This window comes from Pseudomonas sp. HS-18 (assembly GCF_020401845.1).
GTDB lineage: Bacteria > Pseudomonadota > Gammaproteobacteria > Pseudomonadales > Pseudomonadaceae > Pseudomonas > Pseudomonas nitroreducens.
Genome location: NZ_CP084413.1, coordinates 771,553 through 793,449, shown reverse-complemented (window position 1 = coordinate 793,449; position 21,897 = coordinate 771,553). Strand labels below are relative to the sequence as shown.

The following is a 21,897-nucleotide window of genomic DNA, read 5'->3' as shown; positions in this document are numbered from 1 at the left end:
CAACGCTGGAAAAGACCCATTCGCCCGTGGCACCTTCGCCACGGGCATATCGGATCAACAGGAGTGAGGAAGCTTGATGAAACGTATCCTGACCAGCCTCGCGCTGATCGGCCTGGCCAGCGTGCTGAGCGCCTGCGGTTTCCAACTGCGCGGCCTGGGCGATACGAACTTTGCGCTCAAGGAAATCGACGTGAGTGCGCGCAACGCCTATGGCGAGACCGTCACGCAGCTCAAGCAGGTGCTTGAAGGCAGCGGCGTGAAAGTCGTCTCACGCGCGCCCTACCACCTGATCCTGGCCCGCGAGGACGTAACCCAGCGCAGCGTCAGTTACACCAGTTCCGCCCGTAGCGCGGAAAACGAACTGACCAACACCCTGAGCTACGAGATTCGTGGCACCGACAACCTGCTGCTGCTCGCCAACCAGGTCCAGGTCCGCAAGGTCTACGTGCAGGATGAGAACAACCTGATCGGCTCCGACCAGGAAGCCCAGCAGATTCGTGCCGAAATGCGTCGTGATCTGGTCCAGCAGATGGTCACCCGCCTGCAGCTGATCACCCCGGCGCAGCTCGACGACCTGCAGGCCAAGGCGGAAGCCAAGGCCAAGGCCGAAGCGGACGCGATGAAGGCTGCGGACGAGGCTGCCAAGTCTCAGCCGCAGCAATCGCCGATCGAATTCCCGAAAGCGCAGTAAGCGACAAGGGGCCGGCCAACCGGCCCCTTTCTCATTATGAAGCTCAATCCTGGACAACTCGCCAAGCACCTGCAAGGCAACCTCGCGCCTGTCTACGTGGTCAGCGGCGACGAGCCCCTGCTCTGCCAGGAAGCCTGCGATGCCATCCGCGCCGCCTGTCGCCAGCGTGATTTCGGCGAGCGCCAGGTGTTCAACGCCGAAGCCAACTTCGACTGGGGCCAGCTGATCGAAGCCGGCGCCAGCCTCTCGCTGTTCGCCGAAAAGCGCCTGATCGAGCTGCGCCTGCCCTCCGGCAAGCCCGGCGACAAGGGCGCGGCCATTCTCCAGGAATACCTGCAGCGGCCGCCGGAAGACACCGTCCTGCTGGTCAGCCTGCCCAAGCTCGACGGCAACACGCAGAAGACCAAATGGGCCAAGGCACTGATCGACGGCGATGCTGCCCAGTTCATCCAGGTCTGGCCCATCGACGCGCACCAGTTGCCGCAGTGGATTCGCCAGCGCCTGTCCCAGGCTGGCCTCGCTGCCAGCCAGGAAGCGGTCGACCTGATCGCCGCGCGCGTGGAAGGCAATCTGCTGGCTGCCGCGCAGGAAATCGAAAAGCTCAAGCTGCTCGCCGAAGGCCAGCAGATCGACGTCGATACCGTCCAGGCCGCCGTGGCCGACAGTGCGCGCTTCGATGTCTTCGGCCTGATCGATGCCGCCCTGAACGGCGAAGCCGCCCATTGCCTGCGCATGCTCGAAGGCCTGCGCGGCGAAGGCGTGGAGCCGCCGGTGATCCTCTGGGCGCTGGCGCGGGAAGTTCGCGTGCTGGCCAGCCTCGCCCAGCAGTTCGGCCAGGGCGTGCCGCTGGACAAGGCCTTCAGCCAGTGTCGCCCGCCGATCTGGGATAAGCGCCGCCCGCTGATGAGCAAGGCCCTGCAACGGCACACCACGCAACGCTGGAACCAGATGCTGCAGGACGCTCAGCTGATCGATGCACAGATCAAGGGCCAGGCTCCCGGCAACGTCTGGAACAGCCTCGCCCGCCTCGCCCTGCTGGTGGCCGGCCAGCGCATCAGCCTGCCTTCGGCCTGATTACCGCGTTTCATGCCCCGCCCGCGGGAGTGGCTGAGAGAAGCCCGCCCCCAAGTAACGCAGCCTCCGAGGCTCTCAGTAGGAGCGCGCCTGCCCTTTCTCCTGCCCAGCGCCCGGAGCTTCAGGACCGCGACGGCACTGCCCGGTGCGCCTGTCCTTCCGCGCGGTCCAGCGCCACACCACGCGTATCGCGGCCGGTGCTGATCAACACGCAGATGAGGATCGCCACCGTCCCGGCCACGATGGCCATCGCCGTGCCATAGCTGTAGCTCTTGGCAATTTCCGCCTGCAGCGGCGCGTTCACCGAAGCGATCAGGTTGCCCAACTGGTAGACGAACCCCGGCAACACCGCACGGGTTCCCACCGGCGCCAGCTCGTTGAGATAAGCCGGAATCACACCCCAGGCGCCCTGGACCATGAACTGCATGAGGAAGGCACCGACGCCCAGCGCCACCGCGCCATGGCTGAAGGCCCACAGCGGCAGCACCGGCAACGCCAGCAGCGAAGCGCAGATGATCGCCTTCTTCCGCCCGATGCGCTCGGACAGGCTGCCGAAAAGAATGCCGCCCAGGATCGCCGCGATGTTGTAGGCCACCGCGATCAGGCTTACCGTGTGCGTATCGAACCCGTGCTGCAGCTTCAGGAAGGTCGGGTACAGGTCCTGCGTGCCATGGCTGAAGAAGTTGAAGCAGGCCATCAGCAGCACGGCATACAGGCACAACTTCCACTGACTGCGCAGCACCGGCCATAGCGGTGTCGACTCCTTGCGTTCGCGTGCCGCCTGCCAGATCGGCGATTCCGGGACCTTGAACCAGATGAACGCCACCAGCACCACCGGCAGGCAACCGACGATGAACATCCCGCGCCAACCCAGCACTTCGAAGAACAGGCCGTAGATGATCGAGGCGATCAGGTAGCCCGCGGGATAACCGGCCTGGAACAGCCCGGACACCATTCCGCGCGAACGTTCGGGAATGGTCTCCATCGCCAGCGACGAGGCCACGCCCCAGATTCCGCCCATGGCCACACCGTAGACCACCCGCAGGATCAGGAAGGTCGCCAGGTTCGGCGAGAACGCCGAGGCCAGCTCCAGCAGCGAGTAGATCAGGATGTTGATCATCAGCACCGGCCGACGCCCGTAGCGCTCGGCCGCGCGACCGAACAGCAGCGCGCCGATGGGTCGCACGGCCAGGGTCAGCAGGATCGCCAGCGATACCTGGGGCAGATCGACGTGGAAGGTCTGGGCGATATCGGTGAGGACGAAGACCAGAAGGAAGAAGTCGAAGGCATCCAGCGTCCAGGCGAGCACCGAAGCGATCACCACATTGCGCTGGGTCGGGGACCATTGCTGCATGACGTATCTCCAGCCGGCGGCGCCGCGGTCCCTGCACGCCAGAGCGATAGTTAGCCAGCTATTAAGCTAGCCGAGCTCCAGTACGCGCCACAGCCGTCCGACTGAAAAGGTCTGTTACAAATTTTGCGACAAAGCGCCGCAGTCACCTCGCAACCTGCAGGACCTGACTTACCCCAACGACCTCACTCCCACTCGCGCACCTGGCGCACCTCCACACACCCCAACCGCCCCGGCGGAATCTTCGCGGCGATACGCTCGGCCTCCTCCATGCTCTGGGCCTCGATCAGGTAGAAACCGCCCAGTTGCTCCCGCGTCTCGGCGAATGGCCCGTCCGTCACTGCCAGCCTCTCACCCTGGCCGCGCAGCGTGCGCCCCGTGGCGGTGGGCAGGAGCGCGTTGGCGGCAATGTAGTTGCCGCTGCGGCGCAGTTGCTCGCTGTAGGTCATGCACTCATCGACGATGCCGCGCAGTTCGGCCTCCGGCAGCCCTGCCGCCTTGTGTTCGTCGAAATAGATCATGCAGAGAAACTTCATCGCTCTGGTCCTCGTAGCTGTCCGATGCGCCAGGAAGGTGCGCCGCAGCCAGCGTAGTCCCGAATGACCTTCCGCGGCCTTGGCCCGAGCGCCGGCTGACCAAAGGCATTGGACAGGCGTGCCAGATAGGCGGAACATTCGCGCGCCGGCAACGGCGCCGGCCTCAACGAGGAAAGTCCCATGGCGAAGAAATCCAAACGGCCGAACAAGGCCAAGTCCCTGATCGCACAGCCCCTGTTCCGCAGCCGCCAGGAACAGCCGGCCAAAGGCAAAGGCAGCTACCGCCGCGAAGCCTCCCGTAACTGGGAGGCTTCTTCGCTTCTGGCGGCCTGAAACAGCAGAAAACCTGAACCACCCCTGCCCTTTCGCTTTCAACCGGACAGCCACGCACCTGGAGGTCCGACCATGAAAACGCCCCTGATAGCCGCCATCCTCGCTCTTCCCTTCAGCCTCTCCGCCCACGCGTTCTGCTCCGACCAGGAAGCCGAAGCCAAAGGCAAGCAAGTCGCCGCCAAGGTCACCGAAGTCACCCGCAGCGATCCCCAGCGCGCGCAGAAACTCAACGAAAAACTCGCGGAAATGAAGAAGTCCCGTTCCAGCGAACAGCGCCCGGACGACTGTGCCGCCTACGACGACATGCTCAAGGAACTCGACCAGAGCGCCCCGAAGGTCGACAAGGAAACCGGCGCCAGCCCCAAGCAATAACCAGGATCACGCTGGCAGGAATGCCTTGACGGTTCACCCGCGGGCTCGGCCGCCCGGTGGCGGGAATTTTCCACCGCGGCGGCCGTCGAACCTTGCGTATCCGTCGCCTCTGCCCAGCGCAGACGCGTCACAATGGCCATGTTAAGGTGGCCCCTCGCCTGCCAGTACCCGAGGAGAGCAATGCGCAAGCCTGTTTCACCCGTTGTCGGCCAACGCTGCCTGCTCGTCGCCGCCCTGTCCCTGGCCAGCTTCGGCCTGCTGACCTCCTGCACCGAGCCACCGCCCAAAGCCGCCGCCACCGAGCGCGCGCAACCCACGCAGAGCTTCGCCCAATGGCGCGACGGCTTCCGCGCACAGGCACTCGCCGCAGGCATCAGCGCGTCAACCTTCGACAGCGCATTCGAAGGCATCGAGCCGGATGAATCGGTTGTCACTGCCGACCGCAGCCAACCCGAGTTCAGCCGTCCCGTCTGGCAATACCTGGAAAGCGCGGTGTCATCCGCGCGAGTACACAACGGACAGGACCGCCTGCAAGAGAACGCCGAGGTACTGCAGCGCATCGACGCAACCTACGGCGTAGAGCGGGAGGCCGTCGTGGCGATCTGGGGCATGGAAAGCAACTTCGGCCAGCTGATGGGCAGCAAGAACGTCATCCGCTCCCTCGCCACCCTGGCCTACGAGGGCCGTCGCCCGGACTTCGGCCGCGACCAGTTGATCGCCGCGCTGCAGATCCTCCAGCACGGCGACGTGCCCGCCAGCAACATGATCGGCTCCTGGGCCGGCGCCATGGGGCAGACGCAGTTCATCCCGACCACGTACAACCGCTACGCCGTGGACTTCGATGGCGACGGTCGCCGCGATATCTGGGGCTCGTCCCCCGACGCCCTGGCCTCCACCGCCAACTACCTGAAGAGTTCCGGCTGGCAGCAAGGCCAGAGCTGGGGTTTCGAAGTGCGCCTGCCGCAGGGCTTCGACTATGCCCAGGCCGACATGGACATCCGCAAACCGATGAACGAGTGGCTGCGCCAGGGCATCAGGGTAGCCAGCGGGAACCTGCCGAGCGACCCGCAAGCCAGTGTTTCACTGCTGTTGCCCGCCGGCTATCGCGGCCCGGCCTTCCTGGTGACGGATAACTTCCGCGCCATCCTCAAGTACAACAATTCGACCTCCTACGCGCTCGCTGTGGGCCTCCTGGCCGACAGTTTCAGGGGCGGCGGACAACTGGCGGGGAGCTGGCCGCTGGAGGACACGCCGCTGAGCCGCTCGGAGCGTATCGAACTGCAGCAACTGCTGGTGCAGCGCGGCTACCAGCCGGGAACTGCCGACGGCATCATTGGCGCCAATACCCGCAAGGCAATCCGGGCCTACCAGCAGTCGATCGGCTCGCCGGCGGACGGCTATCCGACCCCGGCGCTACTCGGACAGCTCCGGCAAAAGAGCTGAACGAAAAAGGCGCCCAAGGGCGCCTTTTTCCAAGCAGAACCGACGGCTCAGCCGATCTTGGTGCCGTGCGCCTGCTGGTCGGCATGGTACGAGGAACGTACCAGCGGGCCGGAAGCGACATTCTTGAAGCCCATCTTCTCGCCTTCCTCGGCGAACCAGGCAAAGGTGTCCGGGTGGACGAAGCGCTGCACCGGCAGGTGGTTGCGCGAGGGTTGCAGGTACTGGCCGAGGGTCAGCATGTCGATGTCGTGCTCGCGCATGCGGTGCATGACTTCGATGACTTCCTCGTCGGTCTCGCCCAGGCCGAGCATCAGGCCGGACTTGGTCGGTACGTGCGGCACCATCTGCTTGAACTTCTGCAGCAGGTCCAGCGACCACTCGAAGTCGGAGCCCGGACGGGACGACTTGTACAGGCGCGGGACGGTTTCCAGGTTGTGGTTGAACACGTCCGGCGGCTCGTTGGCGGTGATTTCCAGGGCGATGTCCATGCGGCCGCGATAGTCCGGCACCAGGGTTTCCAGCTGGACGCCAGGGGACAGCTTGCGGATCTCGCGCAGACAGTCAGCGAAGTGCTGAGCGCCGCCGTCACGCAGGTCGTCGCGGTCCACCGAGGTGATCACCACGTACTTCAGGCGCAGGTCGGCGATGGCGATGGCGAGGTTGGTCGGCTCGTCGACATCCAGCGGCTTCGGACGTCCATGGCCGACGTCGCAGAACGGGCAGCGACGGGTGCAGATGTCGCCCATGATCATGAACGTCGCGGTGCCACCGGAGAAGCACTCGCCCAGGTTCGGGCAGGAGGCTTCCTCGCAGACACTGTGCAGCTTGTGCTTGCGCAGCAGTTGCTTGATGCGGTCGACCTCGGGGGAAACGGGGATGCGCACGCGAATCCAGTCGGGCTTCTTCGGCAGTTCGTCGGTGGGGATGATCTTCACCGGAATGCGCGCGACCTTTTCTGCGCCGCGCAGCTTGACGCCAACTTCCACCTTGCCGGGCTTGGCAGCCGGGGCGGCCTGACCGGAGTTCTCCACAACAGTGCTCATCTAGGTTAGATCCCGCCCGTTAGGGTCTTCTGTGCCGCGTAGCCAAGGCGTTCGACGAGTTCGCCACGCAGGCGCTCGCGCACATCGGCCAATGCGATGGGGCCAGCCAGCTGACTGAGCTGGGTCATGGCCATGCCTGCGTAACCGCAGGGATTGATGCGTCGAAAGGGTTCCAGGTCCATGTCCACGTTCAAGGCCAGACCATGGAAGGAGCGGCCATTGCGGATGCGCAGGCCGAGGGATGCGATCTTCGCGCCGTCCACATAGACGCCCGGAGCATCGGGTTTGGACACAGCGGTAACACCGTAGCTGTCCAGCAGGCCGATAAGGCTCTGTTCGATGCGCGAGACGAGGTCGCGCACACCGATGCCGGAGCGGCGCACGTCGAGCATCAGGTAGGCGACCAACTGGCCGGGGCCGTGGTAGGTCACCTGACCGCCGCGGTCGACCTGGACGACCGGGATGTCGCCGGGAAACAGCACGTGTTCGGCCTTGCCGGCCTGCCCCTGGGTGAATACGCGCTCGTGCTCGAGCAGCCAGACTTCATCGGGCGTGACAGGTTCGCGCTCGGCGGTGAAGCGCTGCATGGCGTGCCAGGTCGGCTCGTAAGGCAGGATGCCCAGCTCACGAAAGCCCAGCGTTTCGCCCATCAGAGCACCATGTGGACGCGGCCGGTGGCGCGCAGGTCTTTATGGATGTTCTGCAGTTGGTCGACGCCGGTGGCAGTGATCAGCACCTGCACGGACAGGAAGCGGCCGTTGCGGCTGTCACGGGTGACCAGGGTGGTGATGTCGAGATCCGGCGCGTGGCGCTGGATGACTTCGACGACCAGGTCCGGGAAGCCTTCCCCGGCATCACCGATGACCTTGATCGGATAGCGTTCGCAAGGGAACTCGATCTTCGGTGCAGGCTGTTCTGGGGTGTCAGCGGTATCAGGGGTATCAGTCATGGCTGTCGCGGGCGGATGGCCCGCCTCCGCATGAGCGTCCGGGTGGGGCGCTCCGGGTGGATCGGACGGCAACTGCCGGACCACGGGGGGACCAGGCAGTCGCAGGCGGGCATTTTACCCGAGTTTGCGACTGCGCGGGCGGGTCAATCCCGGCCTTGTATACAAAAGTGCAAGGCCGGGACAGGCGGTCAGTTGAACAGACCGAAGAAGAACAGGCGGATGCTGTCCCAGATACGGCGGAAGAAACCGCCTTCTTCCACGGCGTTCAGGGCGACCAGATCAGAGGTGCGGACGACCTTGTCACCCAACTTGACCTCGACCTTGCCGATCACCTGGCCCTGCTGGATCGGCGCCATCAGGTTCGGTTCGACAACCATGTTGGCCTGCAGCTGCTTGAGCTGGCCGCGCGGTACGGTCATGGTCAGGTCTTCGGACAGGCCGGCCTTCACTTCGTGGTCGGAGCCTTTCCAGACCATGGCCTTGGTCAGCTCGGCGCCCTTCTTGTAGAAGGTCTGCGATTCGAAGAAGCGGAAGCCGTAGGTCAGCAGCTTCTGGGTCTCGGCGGCGCGGGCCTGTTCGCTGTTGGTGCCGAACACCACGGCGATCATGCGCTGGCCGTCGCGCACGGCGGAAGCCACCAGGCAATAGCCGGCTTCGTCGGTGTGGCCGGTCTTCAGGCCGTCGACGGTCTTGTCACGCCACAGCAGCAGGTTGCGGTTGGGCTGCTTGATGTTGTTCCAGAAGAACTCTTTCTGCGCGTAGATGGCGTAGTGGGTCGGCTCGCCGTAGATGATGGCGCGGGCCAGTACAGCCATGTCCTTGGCGGACGAGTAATGGTCCGGGTTGGGCAGGCCGGTGGCGTCCATGAAGTGGGAATTGGTCATGCCCAGCTTCTGCGCGGTGGTGTTCATCATGTCGGCGAAGGCGTCTTCGCTGCCGGCGATGTGCTCGGCCAGGGCGACCGAGGCGTCGTTGCCGGACTGGATGATGATGCCGTGCAGCAGGTCGCTCACCGAGACCTGGGAGCCGACCTTGATGAACATGCGCGAACCGCCGGTGCGCCAGGCATGTTCGCTGACGGTGACCAGGTCGGATTCGGCGATGCGGCCGCCTTCGATTTCCTTGGTGGCGATATAGGCGGTCATCAGCTTGGTCAGGCTGGCGGGCGGCAGGCGCTCGTCGCCGGCGTTCTCGACCAGGATGTTGCCGCTGGCGCCGTCCATCAGCACCCAGGCCTTGGCCGCGAGTTGCGGGGCGGCGGGAACGACTTCAGCTGCCCAGCTGGCCACGGGGGCGCTGAACAGCACGAGCAAGGACAGGCGTTTGGCGAAGTTGAAGATGTTCATCCGTCTCTCTGGGGGTTCACTAATGGTCAAACAATCCCCCGCGGGGGATCTCGTGAGGCGGCCTCTATGTGCCGCTATCGCACGTACGGTGGAATCTCAGTCCAGGCGCACGAGCTTGGGTTGGCCAAGGTTGGCCACGCGGATGCTGTCCTGCATCCGGCTTGCTTCATCCTGCGTTCCGATCGGCCCCAGGCGCACCCGGTACAAGGTCTGCTGGTTGACCACGACCGAGCTGATAAAGGATTTCGCCCCCGTCAGGCCGCCGACTTTCTCCTTGAGCAGCTCCGCAGCGTCCGGGTTGGCGAAGGCACCCACCTGGAGATACAGGCCATCGGCTGGTAATGAAGCGTTTTTTTTTGAGTCGATCTGGACCGGCGCCACCGGTACGGCGTGTTGCGCCGGCGGCGGGGTGTAGGTCTCGATGGGCTGGGCCATGGCGACCGCTTGTGGCTGCGCGGCGGCGGGCTGCGAGGCCATCTTCGGCAAGGCCATGATCATCGGCGGCTGCTTGCCCTGGGAAGCCCACCAGCGGTCGGGGTCGATACCCTCGACCTTGACATGCGCGGTGCCGGTTTCGGCGTAGCCGAGTTTCTTGGCGGCGGCGAAGGACAGGTCGATCACCCGGTCGGAGTAGAACGGGCCGCGGTCGTTGACGCGGACGATGACGCTCTTGCCGTTGTCCAGGTTGGTGACGCGCACGTAGCTGGGCAGCGGCAGGGTCTTGTGCGCGGCGGTCATGCCGTACAGGTCGTACTGCTCGCCATTGGCGGTGGCCTGGCCATGGAACTTGGTGCCATACCAGGACGCCGTGCCGGTCACGCTATAGGCACTGGCGTTATTGAGCGGGTAGTAGGTCTTGCCCAGCACGGTGTAGGGGTTGTTCTTGAACGGCCCGTTGTGCGGCATCGGCACGGCGTCCGGGATGCGCGAGACGTCGACGTCCCACCAGGGCGCGCCGTCGCGGTGCGGACGGTTGTAGTCATAGGGGCCGGAAATGCCGTTGTTCACCTGCGGCTGCGGTTGAGGCGCGCGGTTGCCGGTGCAACTGGCGAGGAACACAGTGCTCAGGCCAACGCAGGCGGCCAACGACCAGAGGCCGGGACTTGCGATTCGCTTGCTCAATGGACACCTCGTGCCTTGGCGATCTCGCCGGCCAGCTGATGGACCGCCATGGCGTACATGGCGCTGCGGTTGTAACGGGTGATCACATAGAAGTTCGGCAGGCCGACCCAGTACTCGGTGCCCTGCGCGCCTTCCAGGCGCATGGCGGTGACCATCAGGTCATCGCGGATCACGTCATGGGTACGCCAGCCCTGAGAGCGTAGCTGGCCGAGGTTCATTTGCGGCTCGAGCCCCTGGGTGAGCGCGTCCTCGGCAGTGGAGGTACCGATTTCCGCCTGCGATACCACCGGCTCGCCGGTGTGCCAGCCGTGCTGCTTGAAGTAGTTGGCGACGCTGCCGATGGCATCGGTGGGGTCGCTCCAGATATTGATGTGGCCGTCGCCGTCGAAGTCCACGGCATAGGCACGGAAGCTGCTCGGCATGAATTGCGGCAGGCCCATTGCGCCGGCGTAGGAGCCGGTCAGGCTGAGCGGGTCGACCTGCTGTTCGCGGGCCAGCAGCAGGAACTGCTTGAGCTCCTTGCGGAAGAACTCGGCACGCGGCGGGTAGTCGAAGCCCAGGGTGGACAGCGCGTCCATCACCTTGAAGTTGCCGGTGTTGCGGCCGAAGAAGGTCTCGACGCCAATGATGGCGACGATGTACTGGGCCGGTACGCCGTATTCCTGCTCCGCGCGGGCCAGGGCTTCGGCATTCTGGTTCCAGAAGTCCACGCCGCGGTTGATGCGCGCGTCGGTGACGAAGATCGGACGGTATTCCTTCCAGGTCTTCACCCGTTCGGCAGGGCGGGAGATGGCGTCGAGGATGGACTGCTTGCGTTCCACATCGTGGAAGAGGCCCATGAGCTGCTCGCCGGCGAAGCCGTAGTCACGGGTCATCTCGCTGACGAACTCGGCGACCTGGGGCGAACCATCGTAGTCGCCCGCGGCAGCAACGCCGGACACGCCGATCGCCCCCGCGATTCCGACCCAATGTACCCCCCTGGCAGCCCAGGCGCGCAGTACTTGCATTCCGTTCTTCACTCTTGTCATCAAACCTGGGTGATCCACTTCCGATGGGTATGGATCGACATCAAAACGCCGAACCCTGACATCAGGGTCACCAGCGAAGTTCCGCCGTAACTAATGAAGGGCAGCGGTACCCCCACCACTGGCAACAACCCGCTGACCATACCAATGTTGACGAACACATACACGAAGAAGGTCATGGTGATACTGCCGGCGAGCAACTTGCCGAACAGCGTCTGCGCCTGCGCCGTGATCACCAGCCCCCGGTAGATCACCAGCAGGTACAGCACCAGCAGGAGGCACACCCCGACCAGGCCGAACTCTTCGCCGAGCACGGCAATGATAAAGTCCGTATGGCTTTCGGGCAAAAAATCCAGATGGGATTGCGTACCCAGCAGCCAGCCCTTGCCGAAGACGCCACCCGAACCGATGGCTGCCTTGGACTGGATGATGTTCCAGCCGGTGCCCAGCGGGTCGCTTTCCGGGTCGAGGAAGGTCAGCACGCGCTGTTTCTGGTAGTCGTGCATGACGAAGTACCACATGCCCACCGCGACCGGCACCGCTGCCGAGACGGCGGTGATGATCCAGCGCCAGCGCAGGCCGCCGACGAACAGCACGAAGGAACCGGAGGCCAGCACCAGCATGGCGGTACCCAGGTCCGGCTGCTTGAGGATCAGCACGAAGGGCACGACGATCAGCGCCAGGCCGATCACACTGTGCTTGAAGCCCGGCGGCAGGGCGCGCTTGGACAGGTACCAGGCGATGGTCATGGGCATCAGCAGCTTCATGAATTCCGCCGGCTGGAAGCGGATCACCCCGGGAATGTTGATCCAGCGGGTCGCGCCCATGGCGTTGTGGCCCATCACGTCCACCACCACCAGCAGGGCCACGCCGATCAGGTAGCCCAGCGGCACCCAGCGAGCGAGGAAGCGCGGCTCGATCTGTGCCAGCACGAACATCGCGCCCAGGCCCAGGCCGAAGGAAGACGCCTGCTTGATCAGCAGGTCCCAGCTCTTGCCGCTGGCAGAGTAGAGGACGAACAGGCCGACCGAGCCGAGGGTCACCAGCAACAGCAGCAGCAGGCCGTCGATATGCAGGCGCTGCAGCAGACTGGAGCGCCGCTTCATCACATCTTCGCTGGACAGCGTGCGGTCGAAGTTTCCGTTCTTGGTCATGGTTTGGGCGCCTCCGCCGTGGCCTGAGGTGCGTATTCGGGTTTGAGCTTGCCGGTCTCGTCCAGCAGCCAGGCATCGGTCACGGCCTTGAGCACCGGGGCGGCGACGCCGGAGCCGGACTCGCCGTTCTCCACCATCACCGCCACGGCGATCTGCGGATTGTCCGCCGGGGCGAAGCCGACGAACAACGCGTGGTCACGATGGCGCTCCAGCAGCTTGGAGCGGTTGTACTTCTCACCCTGCTTGATCGCCACGACCTGCGCGGTACCGGACTTGCCGGCAATGCGGTAGACGGACGTGGCGCCGACCTTGTGGGCGGTACCACGGGCGCCGTGGACCACCTGCTGCATGCCGTAGTCCACCAGGTTCCAGTTGTTCGGATCCTTGAGCTGGATGTCCGGCATCGGGTCTTCGTCCACCGGCGGCTTGCCGTCGATGGTCTTGGCCAGGTGCGGGCGAATCCACTTGCCCTTGTTCGCCAGCAGCGCGGTCATCTGCGCCAGTTGCAGCGGGGTGGACTGCATGTAGCCTTGGCCGATGCCCAGAATCAGGGTTTCCCCCGGGAACCAGGCCTGCCGGCGCAGGGCACGCTTCCACTGGCGGGACGGCATCAGGCCGTCAGCTTCGCCATACATGTCCAGGGCCACGCGCTGGCCGAAGCCGAACCGGCTCATGTAGTCGTGCAGCCGATCGATCCCCAGCTTGTGGGCAAGATCGTAGAAGTAGGTGTCGTTGGACCGCATGATCGCGGTTTCCAGGGTGACCCAGCCGTCGCCGGTGCGGTTCCAGTTGCGGTACTTGTGGTCGTAGTTGGGCAATTGGTAGAAGCCGGGGTCGAACACACGGCTGGTGGGCGTCACCACACCCGCGTCGAGCCCCGCAATGGCCACCGCCGGTTTCACCGTCGAGCCCGGCGGGTACAGGCCGCGCAGCACGCGGTTGTACAGAGGGCGATCTTCGGAGTCACGCAACGCCGCGTAATCCTTGAAACTGATGCCGGTGACGAACAGGTTGGGGTCGTAGGCCGGCTGGCTGACCATCGCCAACACCTCGCCAGTGGACGGCTGGATCGCCACGATGGCGCCGCGGCGGCCGGCCAGTGCGGTTTCCGCGGCAGCCTGCAGCTTGCTGTCGATGCTCAGCACGATGTCACGGCCGGAGACCGGCTCGGTACGTTTGAGCACGCGCAGGACGCGACCGCGGGCGTTGGTCTCGACTTCCTCGTAGCCAACCGTGCCGTGCAGCGCATCCTCGTAGAATTTTTCCACGCCGGTCTTGCCGATGTGGTGGGTGCCCGAATAGGCCACCGGGTCGAGCTTCTTCAGTTCCGCCTCGTTGATCCGCCCGACATAGCCGACCGAGTGGGCGAAGTGCTCGCCCAGCGGGTAATGGCGGACGAATTGCGCGGCCACGTCGACGCCGTTCAGGCGGTACTGGTTCACCGCGATGCGGGCGATCTGCTCCTCGGACAGCTCGAACATGATCGGCACCGGCTCGAACGGCCGCCGCCCCTGCTTCATGCGCTTCTCGAAGATGGCCTTGTCTTCCTCGGTCAATCCGAGGATTTCGACGAGGTTCTTCAACGTATCCTGCAGGTTCTCCGTACGTTCACGGGTAATCGTCAGGCTGAAGCTGGGACGGTTGTCGGCGATGATCACCCCGTTGCGGTCGAAGATCAGCCCACGATTGGGCGGAATCGGCTGCACGTGGACGCGGTTGTTCTCCGACAGCGTCGAGTGGTAGTCGTACTGCGTCACCTGCAGGTGATACATACGCGCCACCAGCACAAGGGCGAGCAGGAAGATCGCCACCCCGCCGACGATGACGCGGGCGCGGACCAGGCGGGCGTCCTTCTCGTGGTCCTTGAGCTGTATCGGCTGCGGCATCGAAAACGGCTACGACTACTTGTGGTAGGGGTGCCCGGACAGCACTGTCCAGGCGCGGTAGATCTGCTCGCCGACCAGGATGCGCACCAGCGGGTGCGGCAGGGTCAGCGGTGACAGCGACCAGCGCTGCTCGCTGCGCGCGCAGACCTCCGGCGCCAAGCCTTCCGGCCCGCCGACCATGAGGTTGACGGTGCGCGCGTCCAGGCGCCAGCGGTCGAGTTCCTGCGCCAGCTGGGGGGTGCTCCAGGGCTTGCCTTCGACTTCCAGGGTGACGATGCGTTCCCCGGGCTGGACCTTGCTCAGCATGGCCTCGCCTTCCTGGCGGATCAGCCGTGCCACGTCGGCATTCTTGCCGCGCGTGTTCAACGGGATTTCCACCAGTTCCAGGGACAGCTCCGAGGGCAGGCGCTTGACGTACTCCGCCCAGCCCTCTTCCACCCAGCGCGGCATGCGCGAGCCAACCGCGATCAGACGCAGGCGCACGGCACGCTTACTCGGCGCTGTGGGACGCGCGGCTCTGCTCGGCGCCCTGCCACAGACGCTCCAGGTCGTAGAACTGGCGGGTGGCCGGCTGCATGACATGGACCACGACGTTGGCGAGGTCGATCAGGACCCACTCGCCACCTTCCTGGCCTTCGCTGCCGATCGGGCGCACGCCCTGTTCCTTGACCTTTTCCAGCACGTTGTCGGCCAGCGACTTGACCTGACGGCTGGAGGCGCCGGTGGCGATGACCATGACGTCGGTGATGCTGGTCTTCTCGCGCACGTCGATGACGGTGATGTCCTGCGCCTTGAGATCTTCCAGGGCGGCGATGGTCAGTTCGACCAGTTGTTCGGTTTGCATGTATGACTCTCTGACTTGTTCAGTGGGGCGCCTGGTACAGGCCGTGCGCCTCGATATAGTTCAATACCGCATCCGGCACCAGGTAGCGCACCGAGCGCCCCTGCGACAGGAGTTGGCGGATCTGCGTGGCGGAAACTGCAAGCGGCGTCTGCCAGACGAAGGTGATCTGCCCGGCGGGGCCGATCATCGCCTTCGGGTCGGCAACACTGCGCGCCGCCAGCAGGTCGCGCAGGTCTTCCGGCGGCTCGCTGTCGGCATCCGGGCGCTGCAGCACGACGATATGACTGTGCTCCAGCAACTCTTCCCAGCGATGCCAGGTCGGCAGGCCGCAGAATGCGTCCCAGCCGACCAGCAGGAACAACTGGTCCTGCTCATCCAGCTCCCCACGCAGCGACTCCAGGGTGTCGATGGTGTAGGAGGGTTTGTCACGCTTCAGCTCGCGGTCATCGACCACCAGCGGGTCTACGCCGGCAACCGCCAGCTCGACCATCGCCAGCCGCTGCGCAGGTAGCACCTGGGGGGTGTCGCGATGCGGCGGGCGGAAGTTGGGGATCAGGCGCAGCTCGTCGAATTCGAGCTGCTCCGCCATCTCCAGCGCACTGCGCAGGTGGCCGATGTGCACCGGATCGAAGGTGCCGCCGAACAGACCGACACGCCGGGAACGCGCCTTGTTCATCAGGTCCGCACGTGCCCGTCGCCGAACACCACGTACTTCTCGCTGGTCAGCCCTTCCAGGCCGACCGGACCGCGGGCGTGCAGCTTGTCGGTGGAAATGCCGATCTCCGCGCCCAGGCCGTACTCGAAGCCATCGGCAAAGCGGGTCGAGGCGTTGACCATGACCGAGGCCGAGTCCACTTCGGTGAGGAAGCGGCGGGCATCGGTGAAGTTCTCGGTGATGATCGCGTCGGTGTGTTGCGAGCCGTAGGTGTTGATGTGCTCGATGGCCGCATCGAGGTTGTCGACGATGCGGATCGACAGGATCGGCGCGTTGTACTCGGTGCGCCAGTCTTCCTCGGTGGCTTCCAGCACGTCGGCGCCCAGCAGCGCGCGGGTGGCGGCGTCGCCACGCAGTTCAACGCCCTTGTCGCGGTAGATGGCGGCCAGCGGCGGCAGCACGCGGTCGGCAATGCCGGCGTGCACCAGCAGCGTCTCCATGGTGTTGCACGGCGCATAGCGCTGGGTCTTGGCGTTGTCGGCGACGCGGATGGCCTTGTCCAGATCGGCGGCGACGTCGATGTAGACGTGGCAGATGCCGTCCAGGTGCTTGATCACCGGCACCTTGGCATCGCGGCTGATGCGCTCGATCAGGCCCTTGCCGCCGCGCGGAACGATGACGTCCACGTACTCGGGCATGGTGATCAGCGCGCCCACGGCGGCGCGGTCGGTGGTTTCCACCACCTGTACGACGCTGGCCGGCAGGCCGGCCTTGGCCAGGCCCGTCTGGATGCACGCGGCAATCGCCTGGTTGGAATGGATCGCCTCGGAGCCGCCGCGCAGGATGGTGGCGTTGCCCGACTTCAGGCACAGGCTGGCGGCGTCGATGGTCACGTTCGGACGGGACTCGTAGATGATCCCCACCACGCCCAACGGCACGCGCATCTTGCCCAGCTGAATACCGGACGGCACATAGCGCATGTCGCGGATCTCGCCGATCGGGTCCGGCAGCGTGGCGACCTGGCGCAGGCCCTCGATCATGTCATCGATGCGTGCCGGAGTCAGGGCCAGGCGGTCCAACATGGCTGGCTCCAGACCATTGGCACGGCCATTGGCCAGATCCTGCTCGTTGGCTTCGGTCAGTTGGGCGCGGGCGGCATCCAGGGCATCGGCAGCGGCCAGCAGGGCTTGGTTCTTCTGCGCGGTCGTGGCGCGCGCGACGACGCGCGACGCTTCACGGGCGGCGCGGCCCAGGCGGCTCATATAGTCGAGAACGGACTCGGTCATGATCAAACGCGTCTGCGTGAGGGAAATGCGCAAGTATAGCGGGAGCGCCCCCTCAGCGGCCAGCCACAGCAGCCGGCCGGTCAGCGGCGCACCGCACGTAACGCCAACCCCCTCCCACGCCACGCCCCATCGGCCAAACGGTGACATCCGCCCATCCCCCGCCCGCTTCTGCCGCCCGAAGGTTGGGTAACCAAATTCGTATCGGCTGGTTACCTTGCAAGCATGGCTCATTGCCCCCGTTGCGATCGCATAGCCAGGGAGGCACGCCAGGGAAGAACAACAAGAGGCGGCCCACCGCCGGAGAACTGCCATGCGCTATCGCACCGATTACAGCGCCCAGGCCCTGACCGCCGCCCCGGCGGTGCTGGAACTGGACGGTTGGCAACTGCACTACCAGGCCTTTTCCTCCAGGGAAGATGACACCCGCCCGCCGGTCCTGCTGCTGGGCGGTGCCTTCCAGAGCTTCCGCTCCTTCGCCAGCGAGGTTTCCGAGCTGCTCGCCGGGCACCCGGTGATCCTCCTCGACCTGCCCAGCCAGGGCGGCAACCTGCAACTGGCGCCCCAGCTGAGCCTGGAAGACCTGGCCGACCTCATCGCCGCTTTCGCCGAAACCCTGCAATTGCCGCCCCTGATGCCGATCGGGTTGTCGTACGGCTCGGCGCTGGCAGCGCTGTTCGCCGCCCGCCACCCGGCGCGCTGTGGTCGCCTGCTGCTGGCCGGCATCACCGCCTTCGGCCGACCCGGCGCCCGCGCCCTGCTGGTCGAAGCCCTGGCGCGCCTGGAACTGGGCGAGCAGGAGCCCTTCGCCCATGGCGTGCTGACCGGCCTGATCAACCCATTGCGCCTGGGCGATACCGGTGTATCCCCGGTGTTCCGCAAGGCCCTGTTGCGCCAGCTGCAGCGCCTGACACCAGCGGAAATCGAACGCTACCGGCAGAACAGCCAGCGCCTGCTGGCCTTCGGCGGCTTCGAACGTCACCCGCAATGCCCAACCCTGGTGCTGGCCGGCGAGTACGACCATTTCACCCAGCCGTGGGAACACGCCGAGTTCGCCCACGCGTGCGCCGATGCCGAGTTTGCGTTGATCCACGACGCCGACCACCTGGCCCAGTTCGAACGCCGCGATGCCTGTGCGCGGCTCTACAACCCGTTCCTGCTCGGCGAGCCTCTGCCACGCAGCGCCGCCGGCAGCACGCGCTTCCAGCGCCAGCAACTGCTGCACCTGGAGCGCCGCTTCGAAGCGCGCCTGGCGCCGGCCGATCGGCGCGCCGTACTGCGCAACGGCGAGGGCGGCGAATGGCGCTGCGAGCTGGCGGAGCTGGGCTATTTCGGTGGCCTGATCCGCGTCGAGCTGCCGGCGGATCGCCCTGCGCGCGGCTGGAAGCTCGCCGCCGCCGGGCTGCCGGAACTGGATATCCTGCCGCTGCGCTACAGCGGCGACGGCCTGGCGTTCATCTTCGCCCACGGCGACCCGCAGGCCAGCGCAGCGCTGGCGGCGATGGTGGTGCCGATGCAGCAGGGGGCGTGTGCGGCTTGATGGTTTGAATGTGGCGATTTCGGAGGCCGGGCTCTTCCCTCTCCCAGAAGGGTGAGGGGACTGGAACGGCATCATGCGAAACGTCAGCTGCGCAGGCCTGCACCGAATGACTCCTTCTCCCCCTGGAAGAGGGCTGGGGTGAGGGGGAAGCGCGGGCACAAGCGTCCTGCATTGATATTGTTCGCGAGCAAGCTCGCCCCTGCATGCCCCCCGAATAAGCCGCGGCTGCTCTTCGTAGGACCGAGGGGGACGCCTAGTTCTTGCTCGCGAACCGCCCAGCCCCGAACAGTCCCGAACCTAAAGCCGCGCCTCGATCACCCGCACCAGACTCGGCATCCGCCCTTTCGGCAAGCCCAGCCCCACACCGTCCACCTGCGGATCGAGCACGCCCACCCGGCCAAACCCGCAACCAACGAACGCCTGCTCGATTTCCGCCGCGCTGCGGTAATGCAGCGGATAGCCACCCCGCGTCAGCTTGCCGATCAGCCCGACGCCCCAGCGAATCTGCCGGTAGCGCGGGTGTTCGCGCAGGTCGGGATAGAGTTCGGTCAGGTAGGTCGCCTCGGGGAAACGCCGCAGGGCCACGGCCAATCGACGCCAGAAGCCCTCGATCACCGGGCGCTGGAAGTAATTCACCAGCCCCTCGGTAATCACCACCACGGGGCGCTCAGGGTCCAGTCCGGAGAGCAACGCGGCGAGGCTCTGCTCGCCGTCTTCAGCAAGGATATCCACAGCACGCACGCGATGTTTGCCGTCCAGCCAGCCCTGCTCCTGCAGCAACGCCGACTTGCGCGCGGCCATGGGCGGCAGGTCGGCTTCCAGGTAGGTCAGCTGGGGATAGCGCTGACGGAAACGCCGGCCCCGGGGCGACAAACCACAGGCTATCTCGACCACCTGGGAAACGCCGCGCGACTCGATGGCCTGGGTCAGCCGGGCATCGATCAGCAGGTGACGTTGTAACAGGAAGTCTTCGATATTCAGTCCGAAGCCGACCCGCGCGCCCCAGTTGATCGGCGCCACGCAACCGTGCACCCAGCGGCCGAACGCCGTGGCGAAGGCCGGATCGGCAAGCTGGTGGCGATACCAGACGTAACCGGTGTAGTGCGCGCTGGGGGTAATGTGGGCGCTGTCGGCCCGGATCCGTTCAGCCATGCTTAAGAATCTTGTTGTTATGATTCCCCAGCCTAAGACCGGCCCGAGAACCGCGACAATCCGATGCCCGCCGAACCCAACCTAAGTTTGCCCTGGCCAGGGGCCAATCCCCTGCCGGACGCCTTCTTCAATCGCGATGCCCTCACCGTCGCCCGCGAACTGCTGGGCAAGGTGATCCGCCATCGGGTCGGCGACCTGTGGCTCTCCGCGCGGATCATCGAGACCGAGGCCTATTACCTGGCCGAGAAAGGCAGCCACGCATCGCTCGGTTACACCGAGAAGCGCAAGGCGCTGTTCCTCGATGGCGGGCACATCTACATGTATTACGCGCGTGGCGGCGACTCGCTGAACTTCAGCGCCGGCGGCGCCGGCAATGCGGTACTGATCAAGTCCGGGCACCCCTGGATGGATCGCATCTCCGGTGACGAATCACTGGCCGCCATGCGTCGGCTCAACCCCGCCGCCGACGGCAGCGAGCGCCCGCTGGGCAAGCTGTGCAACGGCCAGACCCTGCTCTGCCGCTCCATGGGCCTGAAAGTGCCGGAGTGGGACGCCCAGCGCTTCGACCCGCAGCGCCTGTTCGTCGACGACCTTGGCGAAACGCCCGCGCACGTTATCCAGGCCGCGCGCCTGGGCATTCCCCATGGCCGCGACGAACACCTGCAGTACCGCTTCGTCGATGCCGCCTTCGCGCCCTTCTGCACGCGCAACCCACTGCGCCGCGGCCAGGTCGAAGGCCATGACTACCACCTGCTCGGAACCCAGGACGCCACCTTCCGATGATCGATCTCGCCGCCTTCAACACCTGGATGGCCACCCATCCGCAATGGCTCGCCCTGGTCCTGTTCCTGGTCGCCTTCCTCGAATGCGCCGCCATCATCGGCATCATCCTGCCCGGCGTGGTGATGCTCTTCGCCATCGCCGTGCTGGCCGGCAGCGGCGCCCTGGGGCTGGGGGAAACCCTGGCATTGGCGTTCCTCGGCGGCCTGCTCGGTGACCTGTCGTCCTACTGGATCGGCCGCCACTTCCACCAGGACATCCGCCGCCTGCCAGTACTGCGCCACCATCCGGAATGGATGGCCAGCGCGGAAGGGTTCTTCCACCGCTATGGCGTGGCGAGCCTGCTGGTGGGCCGCTTCATCGGCGCGCTGCGGCCGTTCCTGCCGATGGTTGCGGGCATGCTGGACATGCCGTTCGGCCGCTTCGTCAGCGTTTCCATCATCGCCGCCGCCGGCTGGTCCATCGCCTACCTGGTGCCTGGCTGGGCCACCGGTGCGGCCATGCGCCTGCCGCTGCCCGAAGGCTTCTGGCCGGAGGCCGGTGTGGTTGCCGCGTGCATCGCAGTGGTGTTCGCCCTGGTGATCCACGCCGAGCTGCGCAAGGAGCGCAATGCTCCGCTGATCGGCGCCGTCGGCTGCTTCGTATTGTTGTTCGCCATGCTGATCGGCTGGCCGCACCTGGACGCCCTGGACAAGGGCCTGATGGCGCTGGTGCAGGAACACCGCCACGCGTGGCTGGACCATGTGATGGTGGCCGTCACCCGCGTCGGCGACTTCCGCACCCAGTTCATCGCCGGTGCGCTGCTGGCGGCGCTGCTGGCCGCCCTGCGACTTTGGCGCCATGCCTTCTTCGCGGCTGGCACCATGGTCGGCACCGCGCTGCTCAACACCGCGCTCAAGCATCTCTTCGGCCGCGCCCGGCCCGAGGTGATCGCCGATCCGCTGTCCGCCTTCAGCATGCCCAGCGGCCACAGTTCGGCGTCCTTCGCCTTCTTCCTGGTACTCGGGGTGCTGGCCAGCCGGGAGAAATCCCCGCGGGTGCGCCTGACCTGGATGCTGCTGGCGGTGATTCCGGCGGCGAGCATTGCGCTGTCCCGCGTCTATCTGGGCGCCCACTGGCCCAGCGACATCATCGCCGGCGCCCTGCTCGGCGCGGCGGTGTGCGCCGCCAGCCTGTGGATAAGCCAGCGCCGCAGCGAGCTGCCGGCCCTGGCGCAGCGCATCTGGTGGAGCCTGCTGCCGACCGCCATGGTGCTGCTGGCGGTAGCCAGCGCCTGGGGGCTGTCGTCGGCCATTCACCGCTACACACCGCTCTGACC

The 21,897-nt window shown here is 65.7% G+C and carries 23 protein-coding genes; 8 read left to right on the top strand and 15 right to left on the bottom strand.

Annotated elements, in window-relative coordinates:
• The first annotated feature begins 76 nt into the window (after positions 1-76).
• Both lptE and holA read left to right on the top strand, forming a co-directional pair.
• Positions 77-691 carry an LPS assembly lipoprotein LptE gene (lptE, locus tag LDJ84_RS03815; RefSeq protein WP_024763980.1) on the top strand — a complete coding sequence of 205 codons (615 nt, stop codon included), beginning with the start codon at positions 77-79 and terminating at the stop codon, positions 689-691.
• A gap of 36 nt (positions 692-727) precedes the next feature.
• A complete protein-coding gene (gene holA / locus LDJ84_RS03810; protein ID WP_024763981.1) occupies positions 728-1,765 on the top strand; it encodes a DNA polymerase III subunit delta in 1,038 nt (345 codons plus the stop codon).
• Positions 1,766-1,886: 121 nt separating this feature from the next.
• On the opposite strand, the gene LDJ84_RS03805 is transcribed toward holA, so the two are convergent.
• Positions 1,887-3,119, bottom strand: coding sequence for an MFS transporter (locus LDJ84_RS03805; protein WP_024763982.1), 1,233 nt, complete (start codon positions 3,117-3,119; stop codon positions 1,887-1,889).
• 182 nt (positions 3,120-3,301) lie between these two features.
• On the bottom strand, positions 3,302-3,652 hold the full coding sequence (locus tag LDJ84_RS03800; RefSeq protein ID WP_024763983.1) for a YciI family protein: 351 nt from the start codon (positions 3,650-3,652) through the stop codon (positions 3,302-3,304).
• A gap of 180 nt (positions 3,653-3,832) precedes the next feature.
• Here LDJ84_RS03800 and arfA point away from each other — a divergent pair, with 180 nt between their 5' ends.
• The 3 genes from arfA (at position 3,833) to LDJ84_RS03785 (ending at position 5,800) form a co-directional block, all read left to right on the top strand.
• A complete protein-coding gene (gene arfA, locus LDJ84_RS03795) occupies positions 3,833-3,985 on the top strand; it encodes an alternative ribosome rescue factor ArfA (protein ID WP_037006939.1) in 153 nt (50 codons plus the stop codon).
• Between the two features lie 72 nt (positions 3,986-4,057).
• Positions 4,058-4,357, top strand: coding sequence for a hypothetical protein (locus LDJ84_RS03790; RefSeq protein WP_024763984.1), 300 nt, complete (start codon positions 4,058-4,060; stop codon positions 4,355-4,357).
• A 180-nt stretch (positions 4,358-4,537) separates the two neighbouring features.
• Positions 4,538-5,800 carry a lytic murein transglycosylase gene (locus tag LDJ84_RS03785; protein ID WP_024763985.1) on the top strand — a complete coding sequence of 421 codons (1,263 nt, stop codon included), beginning with the start codon at positions 4,538-4,540 and terminating at the stop codon, positions 5,798-5,800.
• Between the two features lie 47 nt (positions 5,801-5,847).
• Here LDJ84_RS03785 and lipA read toward each other — a convergent pair whose 3' ends face one another.
• The 12 genes from lipA to LDJ84_RS03725 all read right to left on the bottom strand — a co-directional run bounded on the left by lipA (position 5,848) and on the right by LDJ84_RS03725 (position 17,110).
• Complete coding sequence (lipA, locus tag LDJ84_RS03780) at positions 5,848-6,843, bottom strand: lipoyl synthase (protein WP_024763986.1); 996 nt, start codon at positions 6,841-6,843, stop codon at positions 5,848-5,850.
• Between the two features lie 5 nt (positions 6,844-6,848).
• Positions 6,849-7,493 carry a lipoyl(octanoyl) transferase LipB gene (lipB, locus tag LDJ84_RS03775; protein WP_024763987.1) on the bottom strand — a complete coding sequence of 215 codons (645 nt, stop codon included), beginning with the start codon at positions 7,491-7,493 and terminating at the stop codon, positions 6,849-6,851.
• Positions 7,493-7,792 carry a DUF493 domain-containing protein gene (locus LDJ84_RS03770; RefSeq protein WP_024763988.1) on the bottom strand — a complete coding sequence of 100 codons (300 nt, stop codon included), beginning with the start codon at positions 7,790-7,792 and terminating at the stop codon, positions 7,493-7,495. Before LDJ84_RS03770 ends, lipB begins: the two co-directional genes overlap by 1 nt.
• 188 nt (positions 7,793-7,980) lie before the next feature.
• Positions 7,981-9,138, bottom strand: a complete 1,158-nt coding sequence (locus tag LDJ84_RS03765; protein ID WP_024763989.1) for a D-alanyl-D-alanine carboxypeptidase family protein — start codon at positions 9,136-9,138, stop codon at positions 7,981-7,983.
• Positions 9,139-9,234: 96 nt separating this feature from the next.
• Complete coding sequence (locus LDJ84_RS03760) at positions 9,235-10,260, bottom strand: septal ring lytic transglycosylase RlpA family protein (protein ID WP_024763990.1); 1,026 nt, start codon at positions 10,258-10,260, stop codon at positions 9,235-9,237.
• The gene (gene mltB / locus LDJ84_RS03755) at positions 10,257-11,279 is read right to left on the bottom strand and encodes a lytic murein transglycosylase B (RefSeq protein WP_089285821.1); all 1,023 of its coding nucleotides are present in this window, start codon (positions 11,277-11,279) and stop codon (positions 10,257-10,259) included. Before mltB ends, LDJ84_RS03760 begins: the two co-directional genes overlap by 4 nt.
• 8 nt (positions 11,280-11,287) lie before the next feature.
• A complete protein-coding gene (gene rodA / locus LDJ84_RS03750) occupies positions 11,288-12,391 on the bottom strand; it encodes a rod shape-determining protein RodA (protein WP_024763992.1) in 1,104 nt (367 codons plus the stop codon).
• Positions 12,392-12,435: 44 nt separating this feature from the next.
• Positions 12,436-14,325 carry a penicillin-binding protein 2 gene (gene mrdA, locus LDJ84_RS03745; RefSeq protein WP_024763993.1) on the bottom strand — a complete coding sequence of 630 codons (1,890 nt, stop codon included), beginning with the start codon at positions 14,323-14,325 and terminating at the stop codon, positions 12,436-12,438.
• A gap of 15 nt (positions 14,326-14,340) precedes the next feature.
• Positions 14,341-14,808 carry a 23S rRNA (pseudouridine(1915)-N(3))-methyltransferase RlmH gene (rlmH, locus tag LDJ84_RS03740; RefSeq protein ID WP_015475414.1) on the bottom strand — a complete coding sequence of 156 codons (468 nt, stop codon included), beginning with the start codon at positions 14,806-14,808 and terminating at the stop codon, positions 14,341-14,343.
• 7 nt (positions 14,809-14,815) lie between these two features.
• Positions 14,816-15,169: a ribosome silencing factor gene (rsfS, locus tag LDJ84_RS03735; protein WP_024763994.1), complete on the bottom strand. Its 354-nt coding sequence runs from the start codon at positions 15,167-15,169 to the stop codon at positions 14,816-14,818.
• Between the two features lie 19 nt (positions 15,170-15,188).
• On the bottom strand, positions 15,189-15,845 hold the full coding sequence (gene nadD, locus LDJ84_RS03730; RefSeq protein ID WP_024763995.1) for a nicotinate-nucleotide adenylyltransferase: 657 nt from the start codon (positions 15,843-15,845) through the stop codon (positions 15,189-15,191).
• Positions 15,845-17,110: a glutamate-5-semialdehyde dehydrogenase gene (locus tag LDJ84_RS03725; RefSeq protein ID WP_024763996.1), complete on the bottom strand. Its 1,266-nt coding sequence runs from the start codon at positions 17,108-17,110 to the stop codon at positions 15,845-15,847. Before LDJ84_RS03725 ends, nadD begins: the two co-directional genes overlap by 1 nt.
• Positions 17,111-17,420: 310 nt before the next feature.
• On the opposite strand from LDJ84_RS03725, the gene LDJ84_RS03720 reads away from it, so the two are divergent.
• Positions 17,421-18,647 carry an alpha/beta fold hydrolase gene (locus tag LDJ84_RS03720; RefSeq protein WP_037011430.1) on the top strand — a complete coding sequence of 409 codons (1,227 nt, stop codon included), beginning with the start codon at positions 17,421-17,423 and terminating at the stop codon, positions 18,645-18,647.
• Positions 18,648-18,944: 297 nt separating this feature from the next.
• Here LDJ84_RS03720 and LDJ84_RS03715 read toward each other — a convergent pair whose 3' ends face one another.
• A complete protein-coding gene (locus LDJ84_RS03715) occupies positions 18,945-19,799 on the bottom strand; it encodes a class I SAM-dependent methyltransferase (RefSeq protein ID WP_024763998.1) in 855 nt (284 codons plus the stop codon).
• Positions 19,800-19,862: 63 nt separating this feature from the next.
• On the opposite strand from LDJ84_RS03715, the gene LDJ84_RS03710 reads away from it, so the two are divergent.
• Together LDJ84_RS03710 and LDJ84_RS03705 are read left to right on the top strand one after the other, a co-directional pair.
• The gene (locus LDJ84_RS03710; RefSeq protein ID WP_065084343.1) at positions 19,863-20,582 is read left to right on the top strand and encodes a DNA-3-methyladenine glycosylase; all 720 of its coding nucleotides are present in this window, start codon (positions 19,863-19,865) and stop codon (positions 20,580-20,582) included.
• On the top strand, positions 20,579-21,895 hold the full coding sequence (locus LDJ84_RS03705) for a bifunctional DedA family/phosphatase PAP2 family protein (protein ID WP_226045915.1): 1,317 nt from the start codon (positions 20,579-20,581) through the stop codon (positions 21,893-21,895). Before LDJ84_RS03710 ends, LDJ84_RS03705 begins: the two co-directional genes overlap by 4 nt.
• Positions 21,896-21,897: the final 2 nt, after the last annotated feature.